The organism is Marinobacter bryozoorum (assembly GCF_023156245.1).
Lineage (GTDB): Bacteria > Pseudomonadota > Gammaproteobacteria > Pseudomonadales > Oleiphilaceae > Marinobacter > Marinobacter bryozoorum.
Window position 1 is genome coordinate 1 of sequence record NZ_JAKZAH010000009.1, and the last position, 17,546, is coordinate 17,546.

Sequence of the window (17,546 nt, forward strand, 5' to 3'; positions counted from 1 at the left end):
TGGCATGAGCCGTATACGTGGTCCGTATGTACGGTTCTGTGAGAGGGATGAGGCGGTGACGCCTCACCCTACTCGTTGTGGCAGGGTGGAATTAGTTGCCCTGGTAGGCGTCCACTGCCGCCTTGACGGCCTTGCGAGCGGCCTCGGCATTCTCCCAGTTCTGTACCTTGACCCACTTGCCGGGCTCGAGGGTCTTGTAGTTCTCGAAGAAGTGCCGGATCTGGTCCCGCAGCAGCTGGGGAACGTCTTCGATGTCCTTAACCTCGGTGTACGCCTTGGTAAGCTTGTCATGGGGTACTGCTACCAGCTTGGCATCACCGCCGGCTTCGTCTTCCATGTTCAGAACGCCTACCGGACGACAGCGGATGACAGAGCCTGGCTGGACCGGGTAGGGGGTGATGACCAGCACATCCAGCGGATCGCCGTCATCAGCCAAGGTGTGCGGGATGAAGCCATAGTTCGCCGGATAGAACATCGGGGCAACCATGAAGCGGTCGACCATGACGGCGCCCATGTCCTTGTCGATTTCATATTTGACCGGAGAGCCATTGGCCGGAATCTCGATCGCCACGTAGATGTCTTCGGGCGGGTTCTTGCCGGCGGGGATGTGATCAAAGTTCATGTCGGGTCCTTTTCTGGGAAAGTGAAATTAAGACATTGCGGTGAAAAAGTGCGCGACATTATACGGATATCGCGGCGCAACCGAAATACAACCAGAGTCGGTAGGGCGGATATCAGGCACCGTCCCGTTCAATGGTTCTGACCCCGTCGGCGGTGCCCAGCAGTAATACGTCCGCAGGGCGTCGCGCGAACAACCCGTTGGTGACTACGCCGACTATCTGGTTCAGCCGCTCCTCGACGTCAATGGGGCGAGACAGATCCATGTTGTGAATATCGATAATAATGTTGCCGTTATCGGTGGTCACCCCTTCCCGGTAGACCGGGTCACCGCCCAGCTTCACGATCTGGCGACCAACGTGGCTGCGAGCCATGGGGATGACTTCCACTGGCAGCGGGAAGGCGCCAAGGATATCCACGCGCTTGGACTCGTCAGCAATGCAGACGAAGGTCCTGGCCACGGCTGCGACAATTTTTTCCCGGGTCAGCGCTGCGCCGCCACCCTTGATCAGCTCCAGGTTGTCGTTGGTTTCATCGGCGCCGTCGACGTAAAACTCCAGTTCGGCCACGGCGTTGAGGTCGTAAACCGGGATCCCGTGCTGCCTCAGCCGCTCGGCGGTCGCTTCCGAGCTGGCGACGGCGCCGTCAAAGTCGTTTCGTACTTCGGCCAGGTAATCGATGAAGTAGTTGGCGGTACTGCCGGTGCCCACGCCGATCACGCTGTCCCGGTCCAGTCGTGGTGCGACGTGGTCCAGTGCGGCCCTGGCCACGGCTTGCTTGAGTTCGTCCTGTGTCATCTTGGCCTCCGGAAGGGAGAGAGTGTCTGAGTTGGCGCAGCGCCGGGCAGGCGCAGGGGCATTATTATAGCCCTGTGAAGGCGCCGGGTTATAGACGCGGGCGGTGCAAAGTTCCTACACTGTACGTTTGCCCCGCCACCGGGGTAGCTCTTTTTTCGCCTCCCAATCAGACCGGACATAACGCACCATGCCGCAACGCTACATCAAAAAGATTCTTGATGCGCGGGTTTACGATGTGGCCATCGAAACCCCGCTGACCGAAGCCCGCAGTCTCAGCAAGCGCCTGGGCAACCAGATTCTGCTCAAGCGTGAAGACCTGCAACCGGTATTTTCTTTCAAGATTCGTGGTGCCTATAACCGGATTGCCCAGTTGTCCGATACCCAGAAGGACAAGGGGGTCATCTGTGCGTCGGCGGGAAACCATGCCCAGGGTGTGGCCCTGGCGGCAAAGAAGCTGGGTATCAGGGCGGTTATTGTGATGCCCCAGACCACGCCTGACATCAAAGTGAAGTCGGTACGTGACCGGGGCGCAAAGGTGGTACTCAAAGGTGACGCCTTTGACGAGGCTGCGGCCCATGCCCAGGAGCTGATCGCAAAGCACGGTTACACCTATATCCCACCCTACGATGATCCCGATGTGATTGCCGGGCAGGGCACCGTGGCCATGGAGATGATGTGGCAGTACTCCCACAACCTGCACGCGGTGTTTATCCCGGTGGGTGGTGGAGGCCTGGTAGCGGGTATGGCGGCCTACATCAAGTACCTGCGCCCGGAGATCAGGGTCATCGGCGTGGAGCCGGAAGATTCCAACTGCCTGCAGGCCGCCCTGGCCGCTGGTGAACGGGTCGTCCTCGACGAAGTGGGTATCTTTGCCGACGGTGTGGCCGTGAAACAGATCGGTGAGGCACCCTGGGAAATCTGCAAGGACAACGTGGACGAAGTCATCACCGTATCCACGGATGAAATCTGTGCGGCCATCAAGGACATTTTCGAGGATACCCGCTCCATCAGCGAACCCGCCGGTGCACTATCCGTGGCGGGTATGAAAAAGTATGTGGAGCGGGAGCAGCTGGAAGGCGAGACGCTGGCCGGTATCCTCAGTGGCGCCAACATGAACTTTGACCGCCTGCGCTATATTTCGGAGCGCACCGAGGTAGGTGAGAAGCGTGAGGCCATCCTGGCAGTCACCATTCCGGAGCGCCCCGGTGCGTTCAAGACCTTTATCAACGCGTTGCACAAGCGCAGCATCACCGAGTTCAACTACCGGTATTCCGATGCCGAGGCGGCCCGGATCTTCGTAGGCATCCAGGTACAGGCCGGTGGCCATGGACGGGAAGAGCTGGTGCAAAGCCTGCGGGAAGACGGCTACCAGGTAGCGGATCTGACCGACAGTGACCTGGCCAAGCAGCATATTCGCCACATGGTGGGCGGCCATGCGCCATCTGTCGCCAACGAGAAAGTGTTCCAGTTCGAATTCCCGGAGCGCCCCGGTGCCCTGCTGAAATTCCTGATGTCGCTGGGCACTCGCTGGAACATCTCCATGTTCCACTATCGTAATCACGGTGCCGCCTACAGCCGGGTGCTGATGGGGGCTCAGGTCATGGACAGCGAGCTGGGCGATTTCGAGGCCATGCTGGATCGCGTCGGCTTCCGTTATACCAATGAAACCAACAACGAGGCATACAGCCTGTTCCTGGGTGCAGGCAACGGTCACTAGCGGTCTCGGGGCGGGGTCTCGGTAACGGTTAAAAAGCGCGCTTGTTACCCGCTGAAACACGTTGAGTTGCGATATTTACAAATTGTAATTTTCAGGAATTGTAAATCGCTGCATAAGTGTTACCCTTTCGTCAATTCTCGAAGTTGTCAGCAGGCGCCTGTTTTTGTGGAGAAAGCGGGCGTTTAAAACAACAATAACAGTAGCTGTATTGGGCAGTCAGCTCATGAGTGGGGGATACGCAATGAGGCGCAAGCCGGACATGATTCGTACGGTGGTTCTGTTATTCGTAATAGGGCTGGCCGCGACCGGGCTGACGTCTTTCGGGAGCTCTGACGAAGAGCCCCGTGCCATTCCCGCTGAGATAAGCTCCCAGGGGCAATGGTTCAATGGGCAGCGCAGCGAAGGCTGAAGCGCTTCCAGATCTACCCCGTCCTGTAGACCTTCCGATCTGTCACCACCGCATCCAGCGGTATATCCCAGGGTTCCACCGATAGCTTTTCCACCTTCTGAAGTTCATGGGCCAGCCCGATCAGGGCAGGGCGTAACCGTGGGCGTATCCGGGTAAAGGCAAAGCTGCGGTCGTAGAACCCGCCCCCCATCCCCAGGCGGCCGCCTTCCTCATCAAACCCCACCAGCGGCATCAGCACCACATCCAGCGACCAGGCCGGGCGAATGCGGCGGCTATGGAACACGGGCTCGGGGATTCCGAATCGGTTGGGTGCCATGGGGGTGTTCGCGTCGTAACGACAGAAAGCCAGCTGCCCCGAATGTATGGGGTGCAGTACCGGCAGGTAGAAGTGCATGCCCCGCCGCTGGCTCTGGGCCATGAACAGGCCGGGGTCAATCTCGCCGTCGTTGGGCAGGTAAAGGGCAATGTGCCGGGCGCCCATCACCCGGGGGTGCTTGCGCAATGCGTTGGCCAGGCCAATGGCGGCCTCTTGTTGCTGCTGCGGGTTCAGTTGGCGGCGGGCCTGACGCAGTTGCCGTCTCAGGGCCTTGCGGTCCCGGGCAGTGTCTGGCTCGAAATCTGAAAGATTCTGGAGGGAGTGCGTCACGTTAACGGCAGGTTTGAATGAAATAAGCTTCCCGAGCTGCCGTTATCGGATGTGGCCCTTGAACCCAGAGTTCAAGGTGGTGGCCGCTGTGACATATTAGGCTTTCCCCTTCGCGGGGGACTTGCTCACAATGCCCTGAAGTAGCCACCTGGGTATTGCGCATCGGCTCGAGGACGTATCCGACCAGCGAACAGCCCAGGAAGTTGGACCCATTATACGGGTACAAACCGGGGCGGATGCAACCGTTAACGGTTTAATTTCTGTTATCAGCGCTATTGTCGGAATCTGTTGCAGGCTGGCTGCCGCCAAGTGCGTTGTCCAGCTTTTCGTCCATGGACCTTAGCAGGCTGTCGGCGGCGCCGGACATGCTGGCGTCTTCCAGTAATTCATGGGTAATGTTGAGAGCAGCCATAACCGCGATGCGCTCGGTGCCCAGCACCTTTCCGGTGGTGCGGATTTCCCGCATCTTGCTGTCCAGGTGACGGGCGGCGCGGCGCAGGGCGTCCTGCTGGTCTTCGGGGCAGGCGACCAGGTAATCCTTGTCGAGAATACTGACTTCGACCGTGGTGGGAGACTTCGACATCAGTGGTGCTCCAGGGCCCGAAGGCGGCCGATCATGGCTTCGATGCGGTTCTTGGCGAGGTCATTGCGCTGGATGAGCTGGGCGCGTTCCCGGTGCCATTCATCCTGAAGCTCACGCATGGCTGCGTTATCCTGCTCCAGCTTGCGACAGCGCTCAATAAGGCGGTCCAGCTTGTCCGCCATGGCCTGCAAATCTGACTGTTCCATAGACATTCCGCTACGTGAGGGGGCATTTGGTCACCGGTGGCCCCTTTCGGTCTGGCCGTTCATCAGGTGGTGCCGTTGCACCACCCTTGGCCAACTATAAGTGGGCTATCGAAACGGGTCAATTTGCCAATCTGTCATCATGGTGTGACACCTGTCCCATCCCTGATGCCTGGATCGCCTATTGGGCCCCCCAGCCGGACGCCCTGTTGCCAAGTTGCCAGGCCTTGAAGGCGGGTATGGCACCCACGGCAAGGCCAGCGAGGGGTACCGAGGCCAGCAACAGGCCTTCCGCGACTGTCAGGCGGCGCAGGTTGATGGCGATGCCCCAGACATCCAGTAGCCAGGGCGCGACGGCCAGCAGCAACAGGTACCAGAGACCGGTGGCCAGCACGGTGGCGGTGACGGCAAGCCCGGTACACTCCAGCAGGTAGAGGCTGCCGATCAGGGAAGGCGATGCGCCATTGGCTCTCAGCACCGCGATTTCCTGGTGGCGGTGGGTTTGCAGGGTCAGTAATACCGTCACCAGGCCTGCCAGGCTGATCACAACCACGAAAGTCGTTATGCCCAGCAGAAGCAGTTCGAACTGCTCGAGCACCTGCCACAGCTGGGCCAGCGCAACCCCCGGAAGAATGGCGGACAATGGCTCCCCGCCATACTGGTTAATGTCCCGCTGCACCTGGAAGGTGAGTATTTGCCGCTTGATTCCGGTCAGGGCGGCGGTAATGGTGTCCGGCGTCAGTTCCCGGTTGCGTGCGGCGTCCGCCGAAAGCGTGCGCCCGGGGGCGGGTACTCCGGCTTCCCAGCCGATGTGAATGGCTTCCAGCCCCTCCAGGCTCACATAGACGCCCCGGTCCACCGGGGTCCCGGTAGCGGCAAGGATGCCGCTCACCCGGAATGGATGCTGATCATGTTTCACGAAGCTGGTGCGTCCCCCTCCATGGGACAGGACGATCTCGTCGCCGGTCCGGTGACCGAGGGTACGCGCTACCTGGGCGCCCAGTACAACGTCGAATACGTCGCTGAACCACCGGCCTTTCGCCAGTTGCAGCGGCTGGTCGTCGCCGTACTGGTAGTGCTCCAGGAAGCGACTATCCGTGCCCACCACGCGATGGCCCCGGTAACTGTCCCCCAGGGACAGCGGGATCAACCAGTCGATGCGCCCGTCTTTCTGCAGCTCCTGGAACGAGTTCCAGCCCAGGTTGTTGGTGGCATGGCCGATATGGAACACGCTATACAGCAGCAGGTTCAGCTCACCACTGCGGGCCCCGATAATCAGGTCGGTGCCGGACACCGCACTGTTGAAGGACTGGCGAACCTCTGTGCGCAGGTACTGGACGCCGAGGAGGAGTGAAACGCTGAGGGTCAGTGTCAGTGTGACCAGTAACAGAATGCGACGGCGATGCCATAGGCTGGCCATGGCCAGTGACAGGGCCAGGGAGAGCTTCATGGGTTCGCCTCCGTGTCGGTCAGCAACTCCAGGTGGTTGCCGAAGTGGCTGGCCAGGGCGGGGTCGTGACTGACGAATACAACACTGGAACCGGTGCCGGCGGCCTGCTCCAGCAACAGCGCCACGAACCGGTCACGGTTTACCACGTCCAGCGCCGAGGTGGGCTCATCGGCGAGGATCAGTGGTGGCGCCCCGATCAGGGCCCGGGCTGCGGCGACCCGCTGTTGCTGACCGGTACTCAGTTCCGGAGCCTTGCGGTTGAAGGTTTCCCCGGGGAGTCCGAGAGCGGTCATCAGCTGACGGGCTGCCACTGCGGGATCGCCCGCCTGTTGCCGGCGGCGTCCGGACAGCCGACAGGGCAGGGTGGCGTTGTCCAGGGCGGACAGGTAGGGCACCAGGTTAAACTGCTGGAAGATGACACCGGTGCGGTCCGCCCGCAGCCGGTCGCGGCCGCCGCCGGACAGTCGGGCCAGGTCCTGACCATGAACCCGGATGCTGCCCAGGGTGGCCCGGTTCAGACCACTGAGCAGACTCAGCAGGGTGGTCTTGCCGCTGCCGCTGGGCCCGTGAATAAACAGATGCTCGCCGGCCGGCAGCGAGATATCCGGAAACCGGAGCTGGGCGGACTGCCCCGGCCACTGCCAGCCAAGGTTGGTGGTCTTGATGATCATCGGTGTCGGGAACCTGTTTTCCGTTCAATGGTCATGGGAAGCATGGTGTCGCCGTGGCATGATACCCCGGCTGGCCGGCGGTTGAGATCGCCCGGCTGTTTTCCGTTAATAGCAGGAGATTTTTCATGCAGGGGTCGTTCAAAAACGCCTGGCTGCCCTGGGTTGTCGCCCTGGCGCTGCTGGCTGGCACGGGCGCAGCACATGCCGAATGGCGAGAGCTGGACTGGCTCGAGCTGATGCCTGAGGAGGACCTCCGGCTGCTGGAAAGCCTGCCGGAAATCGAGCACGAGGGTGATGGCCCGGTGGAGCTCCCGGACGAGATCATGACCGGTCGGGTGGTGCCTGAAATGGACGGCGTTGAAGCCCGCATCCCGGGTTTCGTAGTACCTCTCAAAACCGTGGGGAGCGACCAGCGTATCGTGGAGTTCTTCCTGGTGCCCTACTACGGTGCCTGTATCCACGTGCCACCTCCACCGCCGAACCAGATTATCCATGTCACCTACAAGCCCGGTTTTACCCTTGGTGCGCTCTATGAGCCAGTCTGGGTTCAGGGCACCCTCAAGACCGAGTCCGTGGAAAACGATATTGCCGCCGCATCCTACACGCTGGTCAGCGAAGAGGTAGAGCTGTACGAAATGGACGACGCTGACAGTATGTTATAGGCCGGTCCTGTGTCCCGGCCGGCTCCTGCGCCGGATGGGGGCTTTATCGTGACAGGGTAAGACCGGTTTCACCCGCTTCCAGCTCGCTGTGCCCCTGACCGGTGGATGTAATCCAGTCCACTGACAGACTGTCGATGCCGGGAAAGCGTTCCATCAGCGGTACTGACAAGGTTCCCGACAATTCACTGTCGCAGTCGAGCCTCTGGGTGACCTCGAAGTCGCTGTGACCGTTTTCTTTCGGGGCATTGCTGTCACTGTGGCCGTGATCGTGGTCGTGCCCATGGTCATGGTCCACTCCCCCCATCTGGTGGATGGTGCCGGCACTGACCGTGCAGTCATTGGCTGGCGTCTGGATCACTGCACTGGTTTCCAGCCATTGAACGACCTCGTGTCGAATCGCCTCCTGCCCGGAGTCCCGGGGTACGTGATCGAAGCCAAGCAGGTTGGCCGCCGGTGAGCGCAGGATCAGCTCGGCGGTCTTGCCTTCGATAGCCACCTGCAGCTCGGCTGCCCCGTGGACATGGGCTCTCTGGCCATCCTGCCCATAGCCGGTAACCGGTAGCAGCAGGGAGGACAGCGTGAAGGTAAGGACGAGCTTTCTGACGGTAGGCATGGCCATGGAACCGGTTCCGAATTGAAATGTTATAACGTAATTTACTGATGTATGGATTCGGGTCAAGGAATTTTGCCCGGATGTGCCGCAGTCCCGGCGGAAATGGTAGGATTGGAAACCCACTCAGCGAACAGGTAAAGCGCTTTAATGACTGATAACACAGCCCCGGGCTCCCGTACCGACGATTTCGAAGGCTGGGCGAATCTGTTCACCCGTTGCCGGGCGTTCAGCCACCCCTCTGAACTTCACGGCGGCCTCTGCGGCCGGCTGGCGGCTGGTGCCCGGCTCAGTGAGCAGCAATGGCTGGAAGTGGTTTGTGAGCACGTGGGTATCGCCCCGGATGCACTGACCAGCGATGATGACCTGCCGCCGGAGTTGCCGGCCTTTATGGACGAGGCCTATCGCCAGACCCTGGATCATTTGCGTGCTACGGACATGGCGTTCCAGCCGCTGCTGCCGGAAGATGACTATGCGTTTGACCAGCGCCTTCAGGCCCTTTCCGCGTGGGTGCGGGGCTTTCTCGAAGGGATGGCCCTCGCCGCCGGTCAGCGCCTTGGCGAAGCCCCCGAGGAAATCCGTGAGCTGATCGAGGACCTGGTGGCTATCAGTCAGGTAGAAGATGCCGACGATGGTGACGAGGCCTCCGAAGTCCAGCTCAACGACATCACCGAGTACGTCCGCCTGGGAGTGATTTCCGTATTTACCGAGTTCAATCCCCCGGAGCAGACACCGCCTTCCGCAGGCCAGACCCTGCACTGACAGCCCGTACCAGGAGACCCTATGAGTCCGTGGATTCCGATGAGTGAACACGCCGAGCGCCGGCGCCGGCTGATGGAGCTGATGGCGAAGGACAGCATTGCCATCCTGCCAGCTGCCCCGGAGTGTACCCGCAACCGGGACGTGCTCTTCCCGTTCCGCCAGGACAGCGATTTCCAGTACCTGACCGGCTTTGGTGAGCCCGAGGCTGTAGTGGTGCTGATTCCCGGGCGTGAGCACGGCGAGTCGGTTCTCTTCTGTCGGGAGCGCAATCCGGAGAAGGAGCAATGGGATGGCTCCATTACCGGTCCCGACGGCGCTATCGAACACTACGGCCTGGACGACGCCTTCCCGATCGCCGATATCGATGACATCCTGCCGGGCATGATCGAGGGTCGCAGCCGGGTCTATTACCCCCTGGGGCGGGACCAGGCATTTGATGCCCGGGTCATGGACTGGGTCAAGCTGATCCGCAGCAAGGTGCGGGCAGGGGCCCAGCCCCCTGGGGAATTCGTGGCCCTGGAACACCTGCTCCACGATCTGCGCCTCTACAAGAGCGCCAATGAGATCAAGGTCATGGCCAGGGCCGGCCAGATCAGTGCCGAGGCCCACTGCAGGGCCATGAAACGCGCCCGCAAGGGCGGTTATGAATACCAGCTGGAAGCGGAACTGATCCATACCTTTATGGAACACGGCGCCCGCAACACCGCCTATCCGTCCATTGTCGGCAGCGGTGCCAACGGGTGTGTGCTTCACTACATCGAGAACAGCGCTCCCCTGAATGAGGGGGACCTGGTACTGATCGATGCCGGTTGTGAGCTGGACTGCTATGCCTCGGATATCACCCGCACCTTCCCGGTGAGTGGCACCTTCAGCGAGCCCCAGCGTGCTCTGTACGAAGTGGTGCTGGAAGCCCAGTATGCCGCCATTGATGCGGTTCGCCCGGGCAACCACTGGAACATGCCCCACGAGGCGGCACTGGAGGTCCTGACCCAGGGCCTGATCGACCTCGGCCTGATTCAGGGGCCGCTGGCCGAAGCCCTGGATAAGGAAGCCTACCGTCCCTTTTTCATGCACCGTACCGGCCACTGGCTGGGTATGGACGTGCATGATGTGGGCGATTACAAAGTCGGCGACGCCTGGCGGGTACTGGAGCCGGGCATGGTACTTACCGTGGAGCCAGGGCTGTATGTCGCCCCGGACAATATGGAGGTAGACCCCCAATGGCGTGGTATCGGTATCCGTATCGAAGACGACGTGGCTGTCACCAGGGAGGGCTGTCGTGTGCTCACGGATGCGGTACCCAAGAATATCGCCGAAGTGGAAGCCCTGATGGCAGAGGCCTGATGGCGTCGGTTTAATAGCACAGTGACTGGAGCCGGACCGGAACCCCATGCAGACCTTTGATACTGACATACTGATTGCCGGTGGCGGGCTGGCCGGTGCCACCCTGGCGCTGGCAGTTGCCCGCCTGATTCCGGAGTACCGGGTGACGGTGGTGGAAGCATTTCCACTGTCAGAGCAACCTGCCCCGACGGATTACCAGCCCAGTTACGACGCCCGCTCCACGGCACTTTCCTGGGGCTCCCGTCAGATCTTCGAACATCTCGGCCTGTGGTCGGCCATCGAGAAACAGGCCGCAGCCATTCGTCATATCCACGTGTCCGAGCGTGGGCGCCTGGGGGTTACCCGACTGGCGGCCGAGGAACATCACCAGCCTGCGTTGGGCTATGTAGCGGACAACCGCTGGCTTGGCCTCTGCCTGATGGATGCCCTGCGCGCGGAGCCGGCGATCCGATGGCTGGCGCCGGCCCGGGCTACCTCGGTGACTACCCGGGAGGGCGGTGTCCAGGTCAGCGTAAGGCAGGGAAACCAAGGCGACGACGGGCAGGAGGAAACCCTCAACGCCCGCTGCCTGGTGGTCGCTGATGGCGGCCGCTCCGGCCTGCGTGAAGCCCTGGGTATTGAGACAACCCGGGAAGACTACGACCAGGTTGCCCTGATCGCCAACGTCAGCACCGAACTCCCTCACCAGGGCACCGCCTGGGAGCGCTTTACCGACCGGGGGCCCATGGCACTCCTGCCCCAGGTGGGCGGCCCTGAGCCCGGTCACCGTTCGGCGCTGGTGTGGACGCTGTCACCGGTGGAGCTGGAAGACATTCTTGCGCTGGACGATGCCACACGTTGCCAGCGCCTGCAGGCGGCCTTCGGCTGGCGGCTGGGGCGTTTCACCCGCTTTGGCGAGCCTCACCATTATCCCCTGTCGCTGACCCTGGCCCGCGAGACCATTCGCCCCGGTGTGGCGCTTGTGGGTAACGCCGCCCATTCCCTGCACCCGGTGGCCGGCCAGGGTTTCAACCTGGCATTGCGGGGGTTGATGGCCCTGGTGGAGGCTTTCCGGTTTGCCCGGCAGACTGGCCGCTCCCCCGGCGACCTTCAGGTCCTGGCCCGTTACCAGCAGGCCCATACGGCTGACCAGCGTCAGACGGTTGGCTTCTCGGACACCCTGGTGCGCCTGTTCGGTGGCGAGTATCCGGCCCCTGGCATTGCCCGCAGTGCCGGCCTGGCCGGGCTGGATATCGTGCCTGGCGCCAAGCGCTGGTTTGCCCGCCAGGCCATGGGCCTGGGGGTGAGTGGCAAAGCGGCTGATCGCAGGGAGGAGCACTGGCAATGAGCCATTTCGACATCGTCGTGGTCGGCGGCGGCATGACCGGTAGCGCCCTGGCCCTGGGTGCAGCGGCCCAGGGCTGGCGGGTGGCACTGGTGGAAACTGCGCCACTGTCATCCCTGACCGCAACACCGGCCGAAGCAGCAGGCGTGGATGACTTTGAGCCGAGGGTCAGCGCTATCTCCCAGGCCAGTCAGCGCCTGCTGGAGCAGCTGGGCGCCTGGCAAAGGGCCTCCGAAACCCGCCATTGTCCCTACACCGCCATGGATGTGTGGGATGGCGAGGCCATTGGGCGTATCCGCTTCGAGGCAGATGAACTGGGCGCTCCCTCACTGGGTACCATTATCGAGAATCGTAACCTGGTCAGGGGGCTGTTCCTGCAGGTGGAAGCATCTGAGCTAAACTGTTTCGACGGCCAGTCGGTGACCGGCATGGCAAGCTGTGAGCAGGGATGGCAGCTGAAGCTGTCCGGCGGTGAGCAATTGACCGCAGCCCTGGTCGTGGGGGCTGACGGTGCCCATTCCAGAATCCGCCAATGGGCCGGGCTGCCCACCCGGGAGTGGGACTACGACCAGGAAGCCATCGTCTGCACGGTGCGGACCGAACGGTCCCATGAGAATACCGCCTGGCAGCGCTTCACCGCTACGGGTCCACTGGCGTTCCTGCCCCTGCGAAGTGATGACGCTAACGATAGCGGACACTTCTGCTCCATCGTCTGGTCCCAGGATACAGGCCGCGCCCGGGAACTGCTGTCCCTGGAGGACGGACCCTTCTGCACAGCATTGGGTCGGGCCCTCGAGGGGCGGCTGGGTGCGGTGGAAGCCGTCTCAAAGCGCCATGCCTTTCCCCTGCGCCAGCGCCACAGCAAACAATATGTCCGGCCCGGGCTTGCCCTGATCGGTGACGCTGCCCATACCATCCATCCGCTGGCGGGGCAGGGGGCGAACCTCGGCTATGGTGACGTGATCGCCTTGCTGGCCGAGCTGCAACGGGCCATGGAACGGCAGGAATCGCCGGGCGACCTGATGCTGCTGCAGCGCTATCAGCGTCGCCGCAAGGGCGAGAACCTGGCGATGATGGCGGCGATGGAGGGTTTCAAACAGCTCTTTGCCCGCAATGAACTGCCCCTGCGCTGGTTGCGCAGCACTGGCATGCGCTGGCTGGACAGGGCAGCGCCATTGAAAAACCAGGTTGCAGCCCGCGCAATGGGATTATGATGATCAAACGGATCGCACGGGATTGATTTGTCCCGGTCGACTCACTGACATGCACGCCCTGTCCGTCACCGGATGTGGTGCTTTGAAAGGAGATCACTGCCATGGCCGGTGCCAGCCTGCTTACCCTGCTTGATGACGTCGCTGCCGTCCTCGACGACGTCAGCGTAATGACCAAGGTCGCTGCCAAGAAGACCGCCGGTGTACTGGGCGATGACCTGGCGCTGAATGCCCAGCAGGTGACCGGTGTCAGGCCGGCCCGGGAACTGCCGGTGGTCTGGGCCGTGGCGAAGGGTTCGGCCATCAACAAGGTCATCCTGGTCCCCCTGGCGCTGGCTATCAGTTTCTTCCTGCCCTGGTTGATTACGCCGTTACTGATGCTCGGTGGGGCCTTCCTCTGTTATGAAGGCTTCGAAAAGCTGGTCCACAAGTGGTTGCACAGCAAGCAAGAGGCCGAGCACCGGGAGGCGCTACGTGAAGCGGTCGCCGACCCGGGTAAGGACCTGAAAGCCCTGGAGAAGGACAAGATCAAGGGTGCGATTCGCACGGACTTTATCCTGTCCGCCGAAATCATTGCCATCACCCTGGGTACCGTGAGTGATCAGCCGATAACCATGCAGCTGGCGGTACTGGTGGTCATCGCGGTGGCGGTTACGGTTGGGGTATATGGACTGGTGGCAGGCATCGTCAAGCTCGATGACCTTGGGGTGCACCTGTCTGAAAAAGCCTCCTCCGCCGCACAGACCATCGGGTCGGGCATCCTGACCGCCGCACCATGGTTGATGAAAGGCCTCTCAGTGGTAGGCACCGCCGCCATGTTCCTGGTAGGCGGTGGTATCCTGGTGCACGGTATACATCCGCTTTACGCCTGGATCCGCGGATTCACTGACGGGCTCGGGCCTGTCATGGCCACCATCGGGCCCATACTGGCCGATGGCATCGTCGGTGTGCTGGCGGGTGCGGTGCTGGTCGCCGTTTTCACGATTATTGGACGACTGCGTTCATCTAATTAGTCTTGGGGTGATGGGGCAGGCGAGTTGACTCGTGTTTTTCCCTTGTTTGTAACCTACCGCATCCGCTCTTTGCGATGAACGCCGCAGGTGCCGCAATAACCACCTTCCGGCAGAAGGTATTTCAGGCAGCAACCCCTGCGCTGCGGAATGGCGCAGCGCTGCTGGCTGAAGTGAGTCGGAATCCAGTCGATATACCGGTTCGCCTCACATTCGAACCGGGTCAGCCAGCCGCTGGCCTGCCGGCACAGCTCATCTGCATCGACCTGGTTCCATACCAGCGAATAGGGCGCACCCAGGGCCAGACCCACACTGCTCCAGTAGGACCCCGGACTGACACCAAAATGCTGTCGGAAAACGGGGTACCAGTGCTGCATTTGATTGCTCAGCACCCTGATGAATTCGTCGGGCTCCAGACGTTCCTGGCTACCGGCAGCATGGTGCCAGCGGGAATGCCCTTCAACCGATGAATCTTCCCGGCACAGGAGGATCCGTTCCGGATTCAGCTCAATACTGGAGCCATCGCGGAACAGCTGGATGACCAGCGGCCCGATAATCTGCAGGGCAAGGCTCTGGTGCAGTACAGAGACCCTTGCCCTGTGCAGTCGGGGGTGCTCAGTTTCCGGATAATCTTCCAGTACCTGCTTTGCCAGCAGCGATGGATTGGCCAGTAGCTGGGCGAGGGAAAACAGTGCCGGTTGCTGGCGGTTGGCCGCCGACAAAGTGCGCTTCAGCAATGCGTTACGGTCAAGGTGATGACGGGCGAGCAGGTTGTGGTAATCCGCCAGCCGGTCTGTACCTGCCTCAGCCCTGGCCATTACGGGCCTCTCTTCCTGCAACGTACAGCCCGACCACCAGGGCACAGGAGCTAGTGGACATAGGAAATCCATTGCCCGGGCGCACGCTCCATGACGCCCATGGGTACGCTGTAGATGGATTCCAGAACCTGGCTGTCCATGATCTGGGCCGGTGCGCCATCGGCCACTACCTGACCGGCCTTCAGGGCCACCAGGCGGTCACAGAAGCGGGAAGCGAGATCGACATCATGCAGTACCACGATCACCGTCAGTTCACGCTGATTCGCCAGGCGCTGGACCAGGCGCAGGGTTTCCACCTGGTGTTTTACATCCAGGGCAGAGATGGGTTCATCCAGCAGCAGGCAGCGGGTCTGCTGGGCCAGCAGCATGGCGATCCAGGCGCGCTGGCGTTCCCCGCCGGACAGGGTGTCCACAGAACGGTGTGCGAAGGGTTTGAGGTCGGTGTCAGTAATGGCCTGGTCAACCAGCGCATGGTCCTCTTCGCTGTAACGGCCCAGAGGACCGCGCCAGGGGTAGCGGCCCAGGGCTACGAGTTCCCGAACGGTCAGGCCATCGGTGCCAGGAGGGTGCTGGGGCAGATAGCCCACCACCCGGGCAAAGGCGCGGGCGCCCAGGCCTTTGGCAGACTGGCCTTCCAGCAGGACCTCACCGGCGCTGGCGGGGATTTGCCTGGCAAGCGCTTTGAGTAAGGTGGATTTGCCCGAGCCGTTGTGTCCAAGCAGGGCGGTTACCTGGCCTTCGTTAAAGGCCAGGTCGATGCCGTGGAGAATGGCGGTATCACCGATACGGACGGCAAGGTTGCGGACATCAAAAAACGCAGGCATTCAGATTCCCCTGTTCGTGTGGAAGGCAGCATAATCTAAATGCGAATAACTATCAATTCATATCGGGAGGCGAGGCAGCGCCTCCGGCCTGGCCGGTTTGCACCCGCCATTGGGCGGCATAGGGGCCGTTCTTATGGATGAGGCTGTTGTGGTCGCCTTCCTCGACAATCCGTCCGTTTTCGACCACGGCGATGGTATCGGCATCTACGATCGTTGAAAGCCGGTGGGCAATCATGATCACCGTACGGTTGTGCCCAATACGCCTGAGGGAGCGCTGGATGGCAGCCTCGGTTTCGTTATCCACGGCACTGGTTGCCTCGTCCAGCACCAGGACAGGCGGATTCTTCAGCAGCGCCCGGGCCAGGGATAACCGCTGGCGCTGGCCACCGGAGAGGCGAATGCCCCGTTCACCCACCGGTGTGTCCAGCCCTTCCGGCAGCGCCGAAATGAATGACCAGGCTTCCGCTGTCCGTGCCGCCTCGATGATTTCCTCTTCGGTGGCGTCGGGTTTGCCGTAGGCCAGGTTGTCGCGGATGCTGCCCTCAAACAGGTAGACATCCTGGCTGACCAGGCCAATGGCATCCCGCAGCGATTTCAGGCTCACTTCATGGACCGGCTGGCCGTCGATGCGGATGTCGCCATGGGACGGGTCGTAGAAGCGCAGCAGCAGTTTGATCAATGTGGACTTGCCGGACCCGGTCGCGCCCACCAGGGCCAGTGTGTTGCCGGCGGGAACCTGCAGGGTAATGTGTTCAACACCAGCGCCACTGCCGGTGTAATGGAAACTCACCCGATTGAACGCGACCTCGCCACGCACAGGCTGTTTCAGGGGAGTTCCCGCGACGTCAGGAATAGTCACCGGCTCTGCCAGCAAATCCAGAATCCGACGGGTGCTGGCCATGGCCCGCTCGAACAGGTCGATGACCGCTGCCAGACCGGTCAGCGGCCAGAGCAGGCGCTGGGTGAGGAATACCAGCACGCCATAGGCGCCGACGTTCAGGTTGCCTTCCAGGGCCATCATGCCGCCGACCGTGAAAGTGGCCAGGAAGCCGGCCAGGATCGCCATGCGAATGACCGGAATAAACGCCGAACTGATGCGGATGGCGCGCCGGTTGGCATCCACGTAGGCTTCGCTGGCCTCTTTCAGGCGCCGGGCTTCCCGTTGCTCGGCGGTGAAGCTCTTGATGGTGGCGATGCCGCCCAGGTTATTGGCCAGGCGGCTGGACAGGTCACCCACCTTCTTCCGCACATCGGCGTAGAGTGGGCCGGCTTTGCGCTGGAAGTAGAAGGCACCCCAGATAATCAGGGGAATCGGCGTAAAAGCCAGTAACGCAATGAGCGGTGACAGCACGAAGAACACGGCGCCCACTGCCACCACTGTCACACCCACCTGGATCATGGCGTTGGCGCCGCCGTCCAGAAAACGCTCCAGCTGGTTCACGTCATCGTTCATGGTGGCCACCAGCTGACCGGAGCTGTTGGCTTCGAAGAAGCTCATATCCAGGCGCTGGGCGTGTTCGTAGGCGTCCTGGCGAAGGTCCGACTGCAGGCGCTGGGCCAGGTTGCGCCAGAGAATCTGGAACAGGTACTCGAACAGCGATTCCCCGGCCCAGATAAAGAACGTCAGCACCGCCAGGATTGTGATCTGTTCCTGCGCTGTCTCAAAGCCCAGTCCGGCAACGAAGCTCTCTTCCTGGTTCACCACCACATCAATGGCAACACCGATAAGGATCTCGGGGGCAATGTCGAAGAGCTTGTTGATGATGGAGCAGGTGGTGGCCGCAATGATCTGTCGGCGATAACCGCGGGCGTATCGAAGCAGCCGGCCGAGGGCGGCGAAGCTGCTGGTGTGCCGGTCGCTTGAAGTCATGGTGGGCTTCCTTTGTG

General features: G+C 61.6%; 19 protein-coding genes and 1 other RNA gene. 8 read left to right on the top strand and 12 right to left on the bottom strand.

Annotation, left to right across the window (positions count from 1 at the left end; translation table 11 throughout):
- Nucleotides 1–91: 91 nt before the first annotated feature.
- A complete protein-coding gene (gene ppa / locus MLC59_RS07185; RefSeq protein ID WP_248232678.1) occupies nt 92–622 on the bottom strand; it encodes an inorganic diphosphatase in 531 nt (176 codons plus the stop codon).
- A gap of 112 nt (nt 623–734) precedes the next feature.
- Nucleotides 735–1,415, bottom strand: a complete 681-nt coding sequence (gene rpiA / locus MLC59_RS07190) for a ribose-5-phosphate isomerase RpiA (RefSeq protein ID WP_248232681.1) — start codon at nt 1,413–1,415, stop codon at nt 735–737.
- A 187-nt stretch (nt 1,416–1,602) separates the two neighbouring features.
- Here rpiA and ilvA point away from each other — a divergent pair, with 187 nt between their 5' ends.
- Together ilvA and MLC59_RS07200 are read left to right on the top strand one after the other, a co-directional pair.
- On the top strand, nt 1,603–3,132 hold the full coding sequence (ilvA, locus tag MLC59_RS07195; RefSeq protein ID WP_248232686.1) for a threonine ammonia-lyase, biosynthetic: 1,530 nt from the start codon (nt 1,603–1,605) through the stop codon (nt 3,130–3,132).
- 241 nt (nt 3,133–3,373) lie between these two features.
- Nucleotides 3,374–3,541, top strand: coding sequence for a hypothetical protein (locus MLC59_RS07200; RefSeq protein ID WP_248232687.1), 168 nt, complete (start codon nt 3,374–3,376; stop codon nt 3,539–3,541).
- A 13-nt stretch (nt 3,542–3,554) separates the two neighbouring features.
- Here MLC59_RS07200 and MLC59_RS07205 read toward each other — a convergent pair whose 3' ends face one another.
- From MLC59_RS07205 to MLC59_RS07230, 6 genes are all read right to left on the bottom strand, one after another.
- Nucleotides 3,555–4,187 carry a 5-formyltetrahydrofolate cyclo-ligase gene (locus MLC59_RS07205; RefSeq protein ID WP_248232690.1) on the bottom strand — a complete coding sequence of 211 codons (633 nt, stop codon included), beginning with the start codon at nt 4,185–4,187 and terminating at the stop codon, nt 3,555–3,557.
- A 24-nt stretch (nt 4,188–4,211) separates the two neighbouring features.
- A non-coding RNA gene (ssrS, locus tag MLC59_RS07210) (6S RNA) lies at nt 4,212–4,392 on the bottom strand.
- A 48-nt stretch (nt 4,393–4,440) separates the two neighbouring features.
- Nucleotides 4,441–4,770 carry a cell division protein ZapA gene (locus MLC59_RS07215; RefSeq protein WP_248232691.1) on the bottom strand — a complete coding sequence of 110 codons (330 nt, stop codon included), beginning with the start codon at nt 4,768–4,770 and terminating at the stop codon, nt 4,441–4,443.
- Entirely contained in the window at nt 4,770–4,976 is a 207-nt protein-coding gene (locus tag MLC59_RS07220) for a TIGR02449 family protein (protein WP_248232693.1), read from the bottom strand. The genes MLC59_RS07215 and MLC59_RS07220 overlap by 1 nt, the downstream gene beginning before the upstream one ends.
- A gap of 178 nt (nt 4,977–5,154) precedes the next feature.
- The gene (locus tag MLC59_RS07225) at nt 5,155–6,423 is read right to left on the bottom strand and encodes an ABC transporter permease (protein WP_248232695.1); all 1,269 of its coding nucleotides are present in this window, start codon (nt 6,421–6,423) and stop codon (nt 5,155–5,157) included.
- A complete protein-coding gene (locus MLC59_RS07230) occupies nt 6,420–7,094 on the bottom strand; it encodes an ATP-binding cassette domain-containing protein (RefSeq protein ID WP_248232697.1) in 675 nt (224 codons plus the stop codon). Before MLC59_RS07230 ends, MLC59_RS07225 begins: the two co-directional genes overlap by 4 nt.
- Before the next feature lie 125 nt (nt 7,095–7,219).
- On the opposite strand from MLC59_RS07230, the gene MLC59_RS07235 reads away from it, so the two are divergent.
- On the top strand, nt 7,220–7,756 hold the full coding sequence (locus MLC59_RS07235) for a DUF3299 domain-containing protein (protein ID WP_248232702.1): 537 nt from the start codon (nt 7,220–7,222) through the stop codon (nt 7,754–7,756).
- 43 nt (nt 7,757–7,799) lie between these two features.
- Here MLC59_RS07235 and MLC59_RS07240 read toward each other — a convergent pair whose 3' ends face one another.
- Nucleotides 7,800–8,375, bottom strand: coding sequence for a ZrgA family zinc uptake protein (locus tag MLC59_RS07240; RefSeq protein WP_248232704.1), 576 nt, complete (start codon nt 8,373–8,375; stop codon nt 7,800–7,802).
- Between the two features lie 141 nt (nt 8,376–8,516).
- Here MLC59_RS07240 and MLC59_RS07245 point away from each other — a divergent pair, with 141 nt between their 5' ends.
- The 5 genes from MLC59_RS07245 (at nt 8,517) to MLC59_RS07265 (ending at nt 14,020) form a co-directional block, all read left to right on the top strand.
- Nucleotides 8,517–9,128 (top strand): UPF0149 family protein, encoded by a 612-nt coding sequence (locus MLC59_RS07245; RefSeq protein WP_248232710.1) that lies wholly within the window; start codon nt 8,517–8,519, stop codon nt 9,126–9,128.
- Nucleotides 9,129–9,149: 21 nt separating this feature from the next.
- Entirely contained in the window at nt 9,150–10,472 is a 1,323-nt protein-coding gene (gene pepP / locus MLC59_RS07250) for a Xaa-Pro aminopeptidase (protein ID WP_248232716.1), read from the top strand.
- A gap of 46 nt (nt 10,473–10,518) precedes the next feature.
- Nucleotides 10,519–11,799 (top strand): 2-octaprenyl-6-methoxyphenyl hydroxylase, encoded by a 1,281-nt coding sequence (gene ubiH / locus MLC59_RS07255; RefSeq protein ID WP_248232718.1) that lies wholly within the window; start codon nt 10,519–10,521, stop codon nt 11,797–11,799.
- Nucleotides 11,796–13,010, top strand: a complete 1,215-nt coding sequence (locus MLC59_RS07260) for a UbiH/UbiF/VisC/COQ6 family ubiquinone biosynthesis hydroxylase (protein ID WP_248232719.1) — start codon at nt 11,796–11,798, stop codon at nt 13,008–13,010. Before ubiH ends, MLC59_RS07260 begins: the two co-directional genes overlap by 4 nt.
- A 101-nt stretch (nt 13,011–13,111) precedes the next feature.
- Entirely contained in the window at nt 13,112–14,020 is a 909-nt protein-coding gene (locus MLC59_RS07265) for a DUF808 domain-containing protein (protein WP_248232721.1), read from the top strand.
- A 53-nt stretch (nt 14,021–14,073) separates the two neighbouring features.
- Here MLC59_RS07265 and MLC59_RS07270 read toward each other — a convergent pair whose 3' ends face one another.
- Genes MLC59_RS07270 through MLC59_RS07280 form a run of 3 tightly spaced genes read right to left on the bottom strand, consistent with a single transcriptional unit; the run spans nt 14,074 to nt 17,529 of the window.
- Nucleotides 14,074–14,835, bottom strand: a complete 762-nt coding sequence (locus tag MLC59_RS07270) for a (2Fe-2S)-binding protein (protein WP_248232723.1) — start codon at nt 14,833–14,835, stop codon at nt 14,074–14,076.
- 50 nt (nt 14,836–14,885) lie between these two features.
- Nucleotides 14,886–15,659: an ABC transporter ATP-binding protein gene (locus MLC59_RS07275; RefSeq protein ID WP_248232739.1), complete on the bottom strand. Its 774-nt coding sequence runs from the start codon at nt 15,657–15,659 to the stop codon at nt 14,886–14,888.
- 52 nt (nt 15,660–15,711) lie between these two features.
- Entirely contained in the window at nt 15,712–17,529 is a 1,818-nt protein-coding gene (locus MLC59_RS07280) for an ABC transporter ATP-binding protein (RefSeq protein ID WP_248232741.1), read from the bottom strand.
- Nucleotides 17,530–17,546: the final 17 nt, after the last annotated feature.

What these genes read in the sequence shown, in the direction of transcription:
- ppa (WP_248232678.1), bottom strand. Translation starts at nt 622, where the DNA reads ATGAACTTTGATCACATCCCCGCCGGCAAGAACCCGCCCGAAGACATC.
- rpiA (WP_248232681.1), bottom strand. Translation starts at nt 1,415, where the DNA reads ATGACACAGGACGAACTCAAGCAAGCCGTGGCCAGGGCCGCACTGGAC.
- ilvA (WP_248232686.1), top strand. Translation starts at nt 1,603, where the DNA reads ATGCCGCAACGCTACATCAAAAAGATTCTTGATGCGCGGGTTTACGAT.
- MLC59_RS07200 (WP_248232687.1), top strand. Translation starts at nt 3,374, where the DNA reads ATGAGGCGCAAGCCGGACATGATTCGTACGGTGGTTCTGTTATTCGTA.
- MLC59_RS07215 (WP_248232691.1), bottom strand. Translation starts at nt 4,770, where the DNA reads ATGTCGAAGTCTCCCACCACGGTCGAAGTCAGTATTCTCGACAAGGAT.
- MLC59_RS07220 (WP_248232693.1), bottom strand. Translation starts at nt 4,976, where the DNA reads ATGGAACAGTCAGATTTGCAGGCCATGGCGGACAAGCTGGACCGCCTT.
- MLC59_RS07225 (WP_248232695.1), bottom strand. Translation starts at nt 6,423, where the DNA reads ATGAAGCTCTCCCTGGCCCTGTCACTGGCCATGGCCAGCCTATGGCAT.
- MLC59_RS07230 (WP_248232697.1), bottom strand. Translation starts at nt 7,094, where the DNA reads ATGATCATCAAGACCACCAACCTTGGCTGGCAGTGGCCGGGGCAGTCC.
- MLC59_RS07235 (WP_248232702.1), top strand. Translation starts at nt 7,220, where the DNA reads ATGCAGGGGTCGTTCAAAAACGCCTGGCTGCCCTGGGTTGTCGCCCTG.
- MLC59_RS07240 (WP_248232704.1), bottom strand. Translation starts at nt 8,375, where the DNA reads ATGGCCATGCCTACCGTCAGAAAGCTCGTCCTTACCTTCACGCTGTCC.
- MLC59_RS07245 (WP_248232710.1), top strand. Translation starts at nt 8,517, where the DNA reads ATGACTGATAACACAGCCCCGGGCTCCCGTACCGACGATTTCGAAGGC.
- pepP (WP_248232716.1), top strand. Translation starts at nt 9,150, where the DNA reads ATGAGTCCGTGGATTCCGATGAGTGAACACGCCGAGCGCCGGCGCCGG.
- ubiH (WP_248232718.1), top strand. Translation starts at nt 10,519, where the DNA reads ATGCAGACCTTTGATACTGACATACTGATTGCCGGTGGCGGGCTGGCC.
- MLC59_RS07260 (WP_248232719.1), top strand. Translation starts at nt 11,796, where the DNA reads ATGAGCCATTTCGACATCGTCGTGGTCGGCGGCGGCATGACCGGTAGC.
- MLC59_RS07265 (WP_248232721.1), top strand. Translation starts at nt 13,112, where the DNA reads ATGGCCGGTGCCAGCCTGCTTACCCTGCTTGATGACGTCGCTGCCGTC.
- MLC59_RS07270 (WP_248232723.1), bottom strand. Translation starts at nt 14,835, where the DNA reads ATGGCCAGGGCTGAGGCAGGTACAGACCGGCTGGCGGATTACCACAAC.
- MLC59_RS07275 (WP_248232739.1), bottom strand. Translation starts at nt 15,659, where the DNA reads ATGCCTGCGTTTTTTGATGTCCGCAACCTTGCCGTCCGTATCGGTGAT.
- MLC59_RS07280 (WP_248232741.1), bottom strand. Translation starts at nt 17,529, where the DNA reads ATGACTTCAAGCGACCGGCACACCAGCAGCTTCGCCGCCCTCGGCCGG.